Raw genomic sequence first — 13,838 nt, forward strand, 5'->3', positions numbered from 1 at the left:
GGCAACAGCCGCGCGCACATGCCGGGCCCTCACGGCTTCACGCGCTTCGACTTGCCCCGGCGCTTGCGGCGCTCCAGCCGGCTCGAACCTTCGCTCGAGCAGCGAATACGCCTCCCCGATGGAGAGGGGGATTCAGAACTGGAACAACCCGCCACCGGCGGGGCGGTTGATGACGCCATCGCAGGTGCCACCGCAGACCTTGTTGGGGTCCAGGGGCTGCTGCGAGGTGGCCATCACCGTACCGACGGCGGCGGCGGTGACCACGGCGCCCACGCCGGCCCAGAAGTACCAGCGGCTGGTGAGCGGGCTCGCCGAGGCCACGGCCGGGGCCGGCTGCGGCGTGAGCGGCGAGGGCTCGGTGAGGGACGGCGTGAGGTTCGGCGCCTTCGGCTTGTCGGTCTGCGCGAGGGCATCCGGACGCAGGTTCACGTCGACCGTGTACTCCTTGCCGGCGCGGACGGCGATGCGCTGCGACTCGGACCGGAAACCCTCGCGCTGGACGACGATCTCGTAGGAGCCGGCCGGGAGCATGAGGTTCTCCAGCGGGGCCATGCCCTTGTCATCGCCGTTGATGAGCACGCGCGCGCCCTCGACATCGGCCTTCACGGAGACGAAGCCCGAGGTGGGCTCGAGCAGCACGCTCAGCTCGGTGAGCTCGCCCTCCTTGGCGGTGATGCGGCGGGAGAAGTCGCGGTAGCCGGACTTGCGCACGGCGACGACGTGGTCACCGGGGGCCACCTCGATGGGGCCCTTGGGCATCGCGCCCATCTCCTGCTCGTCCAGATAGAAGCGTGCCCCGCGCGAGGAGGTGCCCCCCAGCTTCACGAGCAGCTCGGTCTTCTTGACGAGGGGCGCGAGGAGATCAGCGCCCTCGGCCTGCTCCGGCTCCTGCTCCTCGGGCTCCGCGGCCTTGGCGCCCTTGCCCTTCTTGCCCTTGGCCCCCTTGCCGGCCTTGGTGGCCTTCGTGGGCTTCTTCTTGGCCTCCTTGGGCGGGCGGCGCTGGGTCGTCTTCCCCTTGCCCTTCTTCCCGGAGGAGGGCGCCAGGGGCGCGAGCAGATCATCCATCCCCTGCGCGTAGGAGGACGGCGCGGCGAGGCACAGGAGCAACGCGATCAGGAAGGCGCAGCGCAGGAGCATGGCGGGGACAAAGGTTAGAGAGTCACGACAAAGGGGTCAAACAGGAGTCCACCCCGGGGGCGGGTTGGGGGAAGATCCGCCCCCATGTCCCGAAAGATTCAATGGATCGCAGCGGGTGGCCTCGCGGCCGCCCTCACGGCCTGCCCGGCCCGGACCCCCGCCCCGCCCCCGGCGGCGCCCCCCATCCAGGTGCCCCCCGGGTGCGAGAAGAACCAGGCAGGCGAGTACCACCACGCGGAGAACCCCGCGTTCCGCTACCTGGGCGAGGATGACGGGAGCAAGTTGACGCTGACACTGGCGCGCACCCGGCCGGGCGCGGAGACCCACACGGATGGGGGCACCACGGTGAGCATCGTGCTGAACCGCACGCCGGACGGCTTCGTGGGCGAGACGCGCTCCACCACGTTCACCACCGGGGGCGTGGCCTGCCCGGTGCGCTTCCCGACGCGAGCCGTGGTGTGTGACGAGAAGGGCCTGACGCTGCGCTCCATCGCGTCCACGGCCATCGACGAGGACTGCCGCCCGGCGCCCAGCGGTCCGCAGCCGGTGTGGAAGGAGCAGCGGCTGCTGAGGAGCACACCCGATGCGGGAGTCCCCGACGCGGGCGGGGTGGACGCGGGCGTCCCGGACGCGGGGACCACGGCCGGAGACGGAGGAACGTCCGGGCGCTGAAACTCCCTCTCCCCCTGGGAGAGGGTCGGGGTGAGGGTCTTCCCCACCCCGGTTCCCACTACGCGGCGCGGCGCGTCTGCTCCTCGGACACCGCGACGGGCGCGGGAGCGGACTCGGAGACCTTCAGGCGGCCCTCCAGGAGGCTGGAGAGGCCGACGTACAGGAAGCCGGCGAGGAACAGGAAGATGAAGGGCACCGAGCCCCAGATGCGCTTGTCGATGGCGAACCAGAGCGCACCCATGAAGTAGGTGGCGAAGCCGAGCTCGATGAGCGGCAGCAGGGTCTTGCTGCCGCGGTAGCTCTTCTTGATGGCGGTGACCTTCTTGCCCTCGGCGCCGGTCTTCGGGGTACGAGCGAAGGCGGACTGCTGGCCCAGGAGCGCCTCGATCACGGCCTTGGCGTTGCTGATGGCCATGCCGATGCCCAGGCTCATGATGAAGGGCAGGTACTTGAAGCGGTCCCAGCCCTTGGCGCCCTGCTCGCGCTGGGCGGCCACGTAGAAGACGCAGACGCTGGCGGTGGCGCTGATGAAGAAGGGCAGGTCCAGGAAGAGCGTGCCGTACAGGCCGTGCTGGAAGCGCACCACCATGGACAGCGGCATGAGCGCGCTGAGCAGCACCATCAACAGGTAGGCCATGTTGTTGGTGAGGTGGAAGAAGGCCTCGCGCTTCACGGCGAAGGGCAGGTCGCTCTTGAGGATCATCGGCAGCAGCTTGCGCGCCGTCTGGATGGAGCCCTTGGCCCAGCGGTGCTGCTGGCTCTTGAAGGCGTTCATGTCCACCGGCAGCTCGGCCGGGGAGATGACCTCGGGCAGGAAGACGAACTGCCAGCCCTTCACCTGGGCGCGGTAGCTCAGGTCCAGGTCCTCGGTGAGCGTGTCGTGCTGCCAGCCGCCCGCGTCGGAGATGGTCACGCGCCGCCAGATGCCGGCCGTGCCGTTGAAGTTGAAGAAGCAGCCGGCGCGGTTGCGCGCGGTGTGCTCGATGATGAAGTGGCCGTCCAGGAAGATGCTCTGGGCCTGCGTGAGGATGGAGAACTCACGGTTGAGGTGGCCCCAGCGCACCTGCACCATGCCCACCTTGGCGTCGGCGAAGAAGGGCACCGTGCGCAGCAGGAAGTCCGGGCTGGGCACGAAGTCCGCGTCGAACACCGCGATGTACTCGCCCGTGGCCGTCTTCAGGCCGTTCTCCAGCGCGCCCGCCTTGAAGCCCGAGCGGTTCTCGCGGTGGATGTAGACGATGTCGTGGCCCTTCTGCCGGTGGCGCTCCACGCACGCGCGGGCGATGCCGCACGTCTCGTCCGTGGAGTCGTCCAGCACCTGGATCTCCAGCAGCTCGCGCGGGTAGTCGATGCGGCACACCGACTCCACCAGGCGCTCCACCACGTACATCTCGTTGAAGATGGGCAGCTGGATGGTGACCCGCGGCATGGCCGGCAACACGCCCTTGGGCGTGGGCAGGCGGAACTTGTGGCGGTAGTACAGATACGCCATCCGGTAGCGGTGCGATCCGTAGACCGCCAGCACGCACAGGACGCTGAAGTACACGCCCAAGAAGATGATCTCGACGGTGGTCATCTGACCTGGCCCCTCCCGCGGGTGAAGTCGCCGCGGTCCTTACCCTGCTCGGCGGAGTTTGAAAGACCGACCCTCGCAGACCGCCGCACTCGGTCCCTCGGGGCCCCCCGCCACGTATGTGCCCGGAAAGACAAGGGTTTGTCTTTACCGGGTCATAACGAGCGCCGGACAATAGGGACGCGTCAGGTGACTGTCAAATGGTTGTCCGAAGCAGCCCCCGCGGAGAGGCCTCAACTGGCGGCGCGCTGGGCCACCGCGACGGGCGCCGCGGAGGGCGGTTCCGGGGCCAGCGGCGCCTCGGACACGTCCACCTCGTCGCGCGTGGCGAGCGACAGGATGTGCTCCACCAGCGCGGGGAAGTCGAGCCCCTTTTGGGCCGCAATCTTCGGCAGCAGGCTGACGGGCGTCATGCCGGGCAGCGTGTTCACCTCGAGGATGACGTCATTCTCATCCTCCGAGCAGATGAGATCCACCCGGCCGTAGCCGCGGCAGCCCAGGGCGCGGTAGGCGGCGAGCGCGAGCGCCTCCACGTTGGCCACGCGCGTGGGGGACAGGCGCGCGGGGAGGAAGTAGCGCGAGCCGCCCTTGTACTTGGCGTCGTAGTCGAAGCCCTCGCGCGGGGTGGCGATCTCACAAGTGCCGAGCACCTCCTCGCCGAGGATGCCCACCGTCACCTCGCGGCCGCGCGCCATGCGCTCCACGAGGGCCTCGCCGCCGAAGCGGCAGGCCTGGGCCACGGCGGCGGCGAGCGCCTCGGGCTCGCGCACCACGGAGAGGCCCACCGAGGAGCCACCACACGCGGGCTTCACCACGCAGGGGAAGCCGAGGTCGCCGTGAATCTCCAGGGCGCGCGAAATGTCGGCGCGGCCGAGGCGGTAGCCCATGGGCGTGGGGAGGTTGTGCAGGCGGAAGAGCTTCTTGGCCATGGGCTTGTTCATGGCGAGCGCGGAGGCCAGCACGCCCGAGCCCGTGTACGGCAGCCCCATCAGCTCCAGGAGGCCCTGCACCTTGCCGTCCTCGCCCATGCGGCCGTGGAGCGCGAGGAAGGCCACGTCGAGCTCGGCCGAGCGCAGCGCGCGGTCCAGCCCGGGGCCGGCGAAGATGCGGCTCACCGTGTGGCCGCGGGACTCGAGGGCCGCCACCACCGCCTCACCCGTCTTCAACGAAATCTCCCGCTCCTCGCCCCAACCCCCCATCAGAACACCGACGCGCTTGCCCATGACCTTGGATTCCTCCTTGTCCAGGGACTAGAGCACACGGGATGCCAGCGGCCCGTGCGTGCCCGCGTGCTCGCCCGGCTGCTCGAAAGTGCCGTCTTCCCGGGCACTTCGAGACACGGAGAGCGGGAACACACACGGAGCGAGCGTGTCCGGAAGACCACGCCGTGGCCCTCGGACCACGCTCCTCTCCGCTGTTCACCCGAACCAGCGTCCCGACGTGGGGGCGAAGACGCGCAGCTTGTCGCGCAGGCTCTCGGGAGCACGCGCCTGAATCACGGCGTGCACCTCGTCGGGGCTGTAGGCCTGGCTGAAGTGCATCAGCACCAGGGCCTCGTTCTTGAAATCCTCCGCCCGCGCGAGAATCTCATCCAGGTGGATGTGCAGCCGCTCCTGCGCGTCCTGCACCGTGCGCTTCGCGTCGATGAACGTGCACTCCAGGATGAGCACCCGGCAGTCGAGCAGCGAGGGCGCGGTCTCCAGCACGTGCGAGAGCGTGTCGGTGGCATAGGCCAGCTCGAGACGGTCCACCTCGTCGAAGAGGGGCTCACCCGCCTGGCGCCGCCGGCCGATCTCCGCCGGGGGCAGGCCCTGGTACTCGGGCTTGAGCTTCGAGACGCGGCGGTAGAACTGGTAGCAGAGCGAGGGCACCATGTGATGCGTGCGGAAGGCGCGCACCCACAGCCCGTGCCCCAGGTGATGCGTGTCCCCCGGGTGCATCGGCACGGTCTCGATGTCGGTCTCGGTCCGGTGCAGCCGGCCCTGCACCGCGAGCGCCTCGCGCACGGGCGCTTCGATCTCCGCGGGCAGGAACACCTGCGGCGGCCCCTTGCCGATGAGCGTGCGGATGCCGAGCAGCGAGCCGAGCGCGCTCGCATGGTCCGAGTGGCCGTGGCTCAGGAAGATGCGGTCCGTGCCCGCGAAGGAACGGATGGGCACTCCGGCGTCGAGCACCACGCCAAGCTCCGGCACCTGCAGCGACGTGTACACGCCGCCGACCGAAATGCCTCGAACCGTATAGGGCCCCGCGCTGACCTCGGTGAGCATCCCGCGAGGCTAACCGGTGGCCCGCGCGGGCTCCAGCAACATGGGCAGCCCGCCCTTGGGCCGGAGCGCCACCAGTGGCTCCAGCTCGACAATCCGCCCGGGCACCAGCCTCGGCCGGAAGCGCCGCAACACCCCCGCGAGCACCAGCACCATCTCCATCATCGCGAAGTGGCTGCCGATGCAGTGGCGCTGGCCCGCGCCGAATGGCAGGTACACGAGCTTCGGCCGCTCCGCCACGCGCTCGGGGGAGAAGCGCTCCGGATCGAACCGCTCCGGCTCCGGCCAGAACCGGGGCTGGCGGTGAATCACATACGGTGACACGGCCACCATGAGGCGCGGATCCGCCGGGATGCGGATGCCATCCAGCACGTCGTCCTCCCGCGCCTGCCGCACGATGACCCAGGCCGGTGGATACAGGCGCATGCTCTCCTCGAGCACCTGCGCGAGGTAGCGCAGCTTCGGAATGTCCTCGGGCTCCGCCTCGCGCTCTCCGAGCACCCGGGCCACCTCGTCGCGCGCCCGCTCCTCCACCTCGGGATGCTGGGACAGCAGGTACCACGTCCACGTCAGCGTGTTGGCCGTCGTCTCGTAGCCCGCGATGAAGAGCGTCATCAGCTCGTCGCGCAGCTGCGCGTCCGTCATCCGCTCGCCCGTCTCCGCGTCCTGCGCCTCCATCAGCATCGCCAGCAAGTCCTGCCCCTCCGTCTCCCCCCGGCGGCGCCGCGCGATGATGCCGAAGATGACCGAGTCGAGCGTCTGGCGCGCCCGGAGGAACGCCCGGTTGGCCGGCGTGGGCAGGGAGAGCGGCAGCGGCAGCAGCGAGAGCACCCGCGCGTTCACCACCTGCTGCCCCACCGTCAGCGAGGGCAGGACACGGTCCGCCTCGCCCAGCACCTGCGTGGAGAAGAGCGCCCGGCTCGCGATGGAGAGCGTCGTCCTCGCCATCTCGTCCGCCATCTCCACCGGCGCGGAGGTGTCGGGCCGCGCGGTCCACCGCTCCACCATGCGCTCCACCTCCTCCGCCATCATCCCCACCATCCGCATCAACCGCTCGCGGTGGAAGGCGGGCTGCGCGAGCCGCCGCTGCCTCATCCAGAAGGGGCCCTCGCTCGTCAGCAGGCCGTTGCCCAGCATGGTGCTCAGCCGCTGCCCCCCGAAGCCCTTCCAGTACCGGCCCACGTTCTCCACGAGCACGTGCTTCACGTGCTCCGGGTTCACCAGCGACACCACCCGGTTCACCGGCCCCATCCTCCACTGCACCACGTCGCCGTACTCGCGGTGCATCCGCACGAGGAACCCGAGGGACTCGCCGCGCCGCTCACGCAGACTCCCCCAGAACCAGTGCCCCTTCGGCCCCGGGGCCTCTCGCGTTCCCGTCATCACGTGCGTCTCCCTCCGCGCGTACGCGCCGCGCGGCTTAACACGCCGCGCCATTCAAAGTTGAAGGTGATGTCATGTTCATTTCCACGGGATTTACCCGATAAGCGGATGCTACAAGAAGCGGCATGAGCACCGAGCAGCAGCCCCTGGAAGTCGAAGGAATCGCCATCGTCGGCATGGCCTGCCGTTTCCCCGGCGCCCCCACGGTGGAGCAGTTCTGGCACAACCTCCAGGAAGGCATCGAATCCATCTCCTTCTTCTCCGACGCGGAGCTGGAGCGCGCCGCCATCGACCCGGCGGAGCTGGGCGATTCACGCTACGTGAAGGCGCGGGGCGTGCTGGAGGGCATCGAGCGCTTCGACGCGCGCTTCTTCGGCTTCTCCCCGCGCGAGGCCGAGCTCACCGACCCGCAGCAGCGCGTGTTCCTGGAGTGCGCCTGGGAAGCCTTCGAGCGCGCCGGGTATGACCCCGCGGCCTACGCGGGCCCCATCGGCGTCTTCGCTGGCGCCGGAGCCAACAGCTACCTGCTCCACCACCTCGCCCCCGCCGGACGGCTGGTGGGCACGGCGAACGCGTTCCAGGCCATCCTCCACAACAAGAACGACCACCTGGCCACGCGCACCGCGTACAAGCTCGACCTCAAGGGCCCGAGCATCTCCGTGCAGACCGCGTGCTCCACGTCGCTCGTCTCCGTGGTGCTCGCCTGCCAGTCGCTGCTCAGCCACCAGTGCGACATGGCGCTGGCCGGTGGCGTCTCGCTCCCCCTCCCCCAGCGCACCGGCTACCTCTACAACGAGCGAGGCATCGGCTCTCCGGACGGACACTGCCGCGCCTTCGATGCCAGGGCGCAAGGCACCGTCCCCAGCAGCGGCGCGGGCGTGGTGCTGCTCAAGCGGCTCGCGGACGCGCTCGCCGATGGCGACACCATCCACGCCGTCATCCGCGGCGGCGCCCTCAACAACGATGGCGCCTCCAAGGTCGGCTACACCGCCCCGAGCGTCGAGGGCCAGGCCGAGGTCATCTCCATGGCCCAGGCCCTCGCGGGCGTGTCTCCCGACTCCATCTCCTATGTCGAGGCCCATGGCACGGGCACGCCGATTGGCGATCCCATCGAGGTCCAGGCGCTCACCCAGGCCTTCCGCCACCACACCCAGCGCCAGGGCTTCTGCGCGCTCGGCTCGGTGAAGACCAACCTCGGCCACCTGGACACCGCCGCTGGTGTCGCCGGGCTCATCAAGACCACCCTCGCGCTCCAGCACCGGCGCCTCCCGCCCAGCCTCCACTTCGAGGCTCCCAACCCGGAGCTCGGCCTCGACTCCAGCCCCTTCTACGTCAACGCGCGCCTGCGTGACTGGGATGCGCCCTCCCCCCGGCGCGCCGGTGTGAGCGCCTTCGGCCTCGGCGGCACCAACGCACACGTGGTCCTCGAGGAGGCTCCGGCGCATGCGGCTCCCGCGCCCTCGCGTCCCTTCCAGCTCCTCCAGTTGTCGGCCCGCTCGGACGTGGCCCTGGAGGCCATGACCGCCCGGCTCGCCTGGCACCTGAAGCAGAACCCCGGCCTGTCGCTCGCGGACGTGGCGTACACGCTCGCCGTGGGCCGGCGGACCTTCGACCACCGCCGGTTCGTGGTGTGCCGTGACGCCTCGGATGCCATCGCGGCGCTCGAGAGCCTCCATCCTGGACAGGTCCTCTCCCGCGTGCAGGAGCCCGTCCGCCGCTCGCTGGTGTTCATGTTCCCCGGCCAGGGCTCCCAGCATCTGGGGATGGCCGCGGACCTCCACGTCTCCGAGCCCGTCTTCCGCGAGACGCTGGACCGCTGCCTCGACTCCCTGCGCCGGCGCCATGACCTGGACCTGCGCCCGGTGCTCTTCCCCGCGGACCGGAACGACGCCCACGCGGCGAAGCGGCTGGAGCAGACCGCCCTCGCCCAACCGGCCCTCTTCGCCGTCGAGTACGCGCTGGCGAAGCTGCTCGAGTCGTGGGGCCTGCGGCCGGACGCGATGATCGGGCACAGCGTGGGCGAGCTCGTCGCCGCGTGCCTCGCTGGTGTGTTCTCGCTGGAGGACGCGCTGGACCTCGTCGCGCTCCGGGGCCGCCTGCTGCAGGCGTGTCCTCCGGGCGCCATGCTCTCCGTCCAGCTCCCCGAGCACGAGCTGTTGCCGCTGCTCGGCGCCGGGTTGGAGATCGCCGCGGTGAATGGCCCGTCCTCGTGCGTCGCCGCGGGCGCCATTGAGGCCATCGACGCGCTGGAGCGGCGGCTCTCGGAGCGCGCGGTGACGTGCCGGCGGCTGCATACGTCCCATGCCTTCCACTGCGCCCGGGTGGACTCCGCCGTGGCCCCCTTCCGCGAGGCCGTGGCACGGGTGAAGCGGAATGCGCCCACGCTCCGCTTCCTGTCCGGCACCACGGGCACGTGGCTCTCCGCCGAGCAGGCCATGGACCCGGGCTACTGGGCCGAGCACCTGCGCCGTCCCGTGCGCTTCGCCGATGGACTGGATGAGCTGCTGAAGGAGGACAAGGCCCTCCTGCTCGAGGTGGGTCCGGGGCGTGCGCTGCGCACGCTCGCTCGGTGGCACCCGCGCAAGAAGCCGGACACGGCGGTGCTCAGCTGCCTGCCGGCTCCCGATGAGCAGCGCACCTCGGACGTGGAGCACCTGCTGCGCACCGTGGGCCAGCTCTGGCTGCACGGCGTGGCCGCTCCGGGTCTCTTCTCCGCGGAGAAGCGCCAGCGCGTGCCGCTGCCCACCTACCCCTTCGAGCGCCAGCGCCACTGGGTCGAGCTCCGCGCCTCTCACTCCGCTCCGGTGGGTTCGCTCGAGAAGCGCACGGACCTGTCGAGCTGGTTCTACCTCCCGGTCTGGAAGGAGTCGGTGCCCCCGGCCACTCCGAAGCCCACGGCGGGCGCGAAGCCCACGGCCTGGCTGCTGCTCAAGGATGGAGCCGGGCTCGGTGCGCGCATCGCCGAACACCTGCGGAAACAGGGCGCGGAGGTCGTCGAGGCCCAGCTGGGACGTGCCTTCCGGCGCACGGGCGCGGACACCTTCGAGCTGGCCCCCACTCGCGAGGCCCATGCCGCCCTGCTCTCGGAGCTGCGCACCGAGGGTCGCGCCCCCGAGCGCATCCTCCACCTCTTCGGCCTCACGCCCGAGGCCACCGGCGTCTCCTCCGAGGACGTGCTCTCCCGCTCCTTCCACGGCCTGTTGATGCTGGCCCAGGCGCTCGGGAGCCAGGGCCTGGAGCGCCCGGTGCACCTGATGACCGTGACCAACGGCATGCAGGAGGTCACCGGGGGAGATCTCGTGTGGCCCGAGCAGGCCACGGTGCTCGGCCCCGTCCGCGTCATCCCCCGCGAATACCCCAGCCTCCGCTGCCGGAGCGTGGACGTCTCGCTGCCTCCCGCGGACAGCCTCCACTTCGCTCGGCTCGCCGGGTTGCTGGCGGCGGAGGCCTCCTCCGATTCCGAGGCGCCGGTGGTCGCCTGGCGCAACAACCGCCGGTGGGTGCAGGACTTCGAGCCGCTCCGCATCGACGCGGGAACACCGCCCCTGCGCGAGCGTGGCGTCTACCTCATCACCGGTGGCTTCGGCGGCATGGGGCTCTCGCTCGCCGAGGCGCTCGCCTCCAAGGTGAAGGCCCGGCTCGTGCTCACCAGCCGCACCGGGCTCCCTCCGCGCGAGGAGTGGCCCCGGCTCCTGGACGCTCCCGGCCAGGAGGAGACGCGCCGGAGGATCCGCGCCGTCCAGCGGCTCGAGGAGCTGGGCGCGGAGGTGCTCGTGTGCCGCGCGGACGTCACCGCTCTGGAGGCGATGCGCGGCGCCGTCGCGGCGGCCCGGGAGCGTTTCGGTGCGCTCCATGGCGTCATCCACGCGGCGGGCGTTCCGGGCGGAGGCCTCATCCAGCTCAAGACGCCCGAGGCCGCCGCCGCCGTGCTGGCCCCCAAGGTGAAGGGCACGCAGGTGCTCGCGGCCGCCATCGAGGGCCTCCAGCCCGACTTCCTCGTGGCCTGCTCCTCGCTGTCCTCCGTCGTCGGCCGGCTCGGGCAGGTGGACTACACGGCGGCCAACACCTTCCTGGATGCCTTCCTGCGCTCCTGGCACGCGCGCACCGGCATCCACGCGGTGGCGGTGAACTGGGGCGCCTGGGACGAGGTGGGCATGGCCGCGCGCAAGGGCTCCCGCGAGGACGAGCCGGTCCGCGTGCTCGACCATCCCCTCCTCCACCGCTGCCTCGTGGACACGCCGGAGCGCCTCGTCTTCGCCAGCGACATCGGCAATGGCCCCTCGCGCTGGGTCGTGGACGAGCACCGCATCGTCGGCGTCCCCACCGTCCCCGGCGTCGCCTGGTTCGAGCTGGTCCGCGCCGCGCTCGCGGAGAGGGCCCAAGGCAGGACGCTCGAGCTGGTGGACACCTTCTTCCTCTTCCCGCTGCGCGTACCGGACGGCGAGACGCGCGAGGTCCGGCTCGTCATCGACAAGGAGGGCGAGGACTACCGCTGGGTCGCGCGCTCGCAGCCGAAGGACGGCTCCGGCAAGGCCACCGCGCATGCCACCGGTCACGCCCGGTTCATCCAGGCTCCGGAGCCGCGGGTGCTCGACGTGGACGCCATCCGCCGCCGGTGCGGCCACACGCCCGCCTCCTTCGAGGCCGAGTACGAGGAGGACCTCGGGCCCCGGTGGCGCAGCGTCCGCCAGCTCCACGTGGGCCAGGGCGAGCTGCTCGTCACCCTGGAGCTCCAGCCGGAGTTCTCCGCCGACTTCGAGCGGATGCACTTCCACCCCTCGCTCATGGACCGGACCTCCGGCATGGCGAAGAGCTTCCTCGCCGAGCACGGCTTCTACCTGCCGTTCGGCTACGGACGCCTGCGCTTCCTCGGGCCCATTCCGCGGCGCATCCACGCCCACGCGCGCTTCCTGGAGCAGGCGGGCTCCGATGGCGAGACGCTCGTCTTCGAGGCCGTGCTCATGGACGAGCAAGGCCACGTGGTCGCCGAGGTGGAGCGGCTGACGCAGAAGCGGGTGAACGACCCCGCCGCGGAACTGCGGGCACTGGCCACCTCGGAGCAGGAGCCCGTGTCCGGCACGGGGCGGCCCGAGGGCGAGCGGCAGGAAATCCTCCCGCACGAAGGCGTGGCCGCGCTCGAGCGGCTGCTGGCGGCGCGGGTGATGCCGCAGGTGGTGGTCTCGGTGAGGGATCTGCGGGCCACCCAGGAGCGCACCGACGAGGTCGTCCGCGAGCGCATCGCCGAGGCCGTGGGCGGTTCACGCACGGAGAGCAGCGGGCTCCAGCCCCGGCCGGGCCTCAAGACGGCTTACGAGGCGCCTCGCAACGAGCTGGAGCAGAAGCTCGCCGCGGCGTGGCAGGAGGTGCTGGGCATCGAGGGCATCGGCGTCCACGATGACTTCTTCGAGCTCGGCGGCGACTCCGTCATGGCCATCCAGATCATGGCCCGGGGCAGCCGGCAGGGGCTCCAGCTCAACCCGGAGCAGTTCTTCCAGAGCTCGACCATCGCGCAGCTCGCCCGGGTGCTGGAGGGAATGCTGACGCTCCAGGGTCCCGTGGTGGGCCCCGTGCCCCTCACTCCCGCGCAGCACCGCCTCCTCGGAGAGGACCCGCCGCCGCCCGCCGGAGCGAGCCGGGTGCTGGGGCTCGACCTTCCGGGGAGCATCGAGATTCCCCGCCTGGAGAAGGCGCTCGCGGAGGTGCTCACGCAGCACGATGCGCTCCGCCACCGCTTCGTCCGCGAGGACTCGGGCTGGAAGCAGGAGGGCATGCCCCCGGGCACGGCCGTGCCGCTCCTGATGGGGGGTGACGAGACGAACCTCCAGACGCGGCTCGACCCGAATCAGGGAACGCTGCTGGTGGCGTCGCTCGCCCACCGCCCGGGGCGAGAGGACCGCCTCCTGCTGGCGGGCCACGCGCTCGTGCTCGACACGGCCTCGTGGCGCATCCTGTCCGAGGACCTGAAGGAAGCCCTGCGGCGCAAGGACGGCGAGAGCCCACGCCCGAAGACGGCCTCCTTCAAGCGCTGGGCGGAGCGTCTGGCCGAGACCGCCGCTTCCCGGAGCACCGAGGCCCCGTCCCGGGACAACCTCACGCGCCTCCCCGTGGAGCGCACCGCGCGAGGACCCCTGCGCGAGCACACGGTGTCCCTGTCCGTGGAGGAGACGCGAGCGCTCCGGGAGAAGCTCACGAGCGCCTGGCGCGCCGACCTCGGCGAGGCCCTGCTCATGGGACTGGCCCGGGCGCTCCCCGCATGGACGAAGGGACGCACGCACCTCGTCGACTTCACCCGTGACGGGCGCGGCGCGTTCGAGGGCATCGACTGCTCGCGCACCGTGGGCTGCTTCGACGTGAGCTGGCCGCTGCGGCTCGAGACGCCCGAGGGCGCTGACGAGGTCTCGCTCCTCAAGGCCATCAAGGAGCAGGTCCGCCAGCTCCCCGCGGGCGGGGCTCGCCCCCAGGCCGACGTGGAGCTCCGGCTGTCGGACGAGGAGCTTCCGGAAGGGCTCTCCAGCCAGCGACCACCGGATGACCACGCGCTGGTGCTCGAGGGCTCGCTGTCCGGTGGCCGGCTCCACCTGCACTGCACCTACGCGCAAGGCGCCTGCCGGGACGCGGACGTGGAGCGGCTCGCCACGGACGTGCTCGGTGCGCTGCGCGCGCTGTGCGCCGAGGACCCGAACACCCGCGCCGCCCTCACCGCCTCCGACTTCCCCCTGGCCCGGTTGGACGAGGCCCAGATGGACACCCTCGCCCTGCTGCTCGAGCAGGCCGACCAGTCCGGCGAGTGACCGCACCGCATCCCCGAG

7 protein-coding genes are annotated in these 13,838 nt (G+C 71.1%); 2 read left to right on the forward strand and 5 right to left on the reverse strand.

Annotated elements, in window-relative coordinates; genetic code table 11:
• Positions 1 to 132 precede the first annotated feature (132 nt).
• On the reverse strand, positions 133 to 1,137 hold the full coding sequence (locus VFZ09_RS20480; RefSeq protein ID WP_329729306.1) for a PEGA domain-containing protein: 1,005 nt from the start codon (positions 1,135 to 1,137) through the stop codon (positions 133 to 135).
• A gap of 84 nt (positions 1,138 to 1,221) precedes the next feature.
• Between VFZ09_RS20480 and VFZ09_RS20485 the strand changes: the two genes are divergently transcribed.
• Entirely contained in the window at positions 1,222 to 1,809 is a 588-nt protein-coding gene (locus tag VFZ09_RS20485) for a hypothetical protein (protein ID WP_329729307.1), read from the forward strand.
• A 58-nt stretch (positions 1,810 to 1,867) separates the two neighbouring features.
• Here the strand turns inward: VFZ09_RS20485 and VFZ09_RS20490 are convergent, their stop codons facing one another.
• From VFZ09_RS20490 to VFZ09_RS20505, 4 genes are all read right to left on the reverse strand, one after another.
• Complete coding sequence (locus VFZ09_RS20490) at positions 1,868 to 3,385, reverse strand: cellulose synthase family protein (protein WP_329729308.1); 1,518 nt, start codon at positions 3,383 to 3,385, stop codon at positions 1,868 to 1,870.
• Positions 3,386 to 3,615: 230 nt separating this feature from the next.
• Complete coding sequence (locus VFZ09_RS20495; RefSeq protein WP_329729309.1) at positions 3,616 to 4,605, reverse strand: D-alanine--D-alanine ligase; 990 nt, start codon at positions 4,603 to 4,605, stop codon at positions 3,616 to 3,618.
• Positions 4,606 to 4,800: 195 nt separating this feature from the next.
• A complete protein-coding gene (locus VFZ09_RS20500; protein ID WP_329729310.1) occupies positions 4,801 to 5,649 on the reverse strand; it encodes an MBL fold metallo-hydrolase in 849 nt (282 codons plus the stop codon).
• A 9-nt stretch (positions 5,650 to 5,658) separates the two neighbouring features.
• Positions 5,659 to 7,029: a cytochrome P450 gene (locus tag VFZ09_RS20505; RefSeq protein WP_329729311.1), complete on the reverse strand. Its 1,371-nt coding sequence runs from the start codon at positions 7,027 to 7,029 to the stop codon at positions 5,659 to 5,661.
• A 125-nt stretch (positions 7,030 to 7,154) separates the two neighbouring features.
• On the opposite strand from VFZ09_RS20505, the gene VFZ09_RS20510 reads away from it, so the two are divergent.
• Entirely contained in the window at positions 7,155 to 13,820 is a 6,666-nt protein-coding gene (locus VFZ09_RS20510; RefSeq protein WP_329729312.1) for a type I polyketide synthase, read from the forward strand.
• Positions 13,821 to 13,838: the final 18 nt, after the last annotated feature.

The sequence above is a fragment of the Archangium sp. genome (assembly GCF_036277355.1).
In the GTDB taxonomy this organism is placed as follows: domain Bacteria; phylum Myxococcota; class Myxococcia; order Myxococcales; family Myxococcaceae; genus Archangium.

Coding starts and splice junctions, on each gene's coding strand:
- VFZ09_RS20480 (WP_329729306.1), bottom strand. CDS start 1,137: ATGCTCCTGCGCTGCGCCTTCCTGATCGCGTTGCTCCTGTGCCTCGCC.
- VFZ09_RS20485 (WP_329729307.1), top strand. CDS start 1,222: ATGTCCCGAAAGATTCAATGGATCGCAGCGGGTGGCCTCGCGGCCGCC.
- VFZ09_RS20490 (WP_329729308.1), bottom strand. CDS start 3,385: ATGACCACCGTCGAGATCATCTTCTTGGGCGTGTACTTCAGCGTCCTG.
- VFZ09_RS20495 (WP_329729309.1), bottom strand. CDS start 4,605: ATGGGCAAGCGCGTCGGTGTTCTGATGGGGGGTTGGGGCGAGGAGCGG.
- VFZ09_RS20500 (WP_329729310.1), bottom strand. CDS start 5,649: ATGCTCACCGAGGTCAGCGCGGGGCCCTATACGGTTCGAGGCATTTCG.
- VFZ09_RS20505 (WP_329729311.1), bottom strand. CDS start 7,029: ATGACGGGAACGCGAGAGGCCCCGGGGCCGAAGGGGCACTGGTTCTGG.
- VFZ09_RS20510 (WP_329729312.1), top strand. CDS start 7,155: ATGAGCACCGAGCAGCAGCCCCTGGAAGTCGAAGGAATCGCCATCGTC.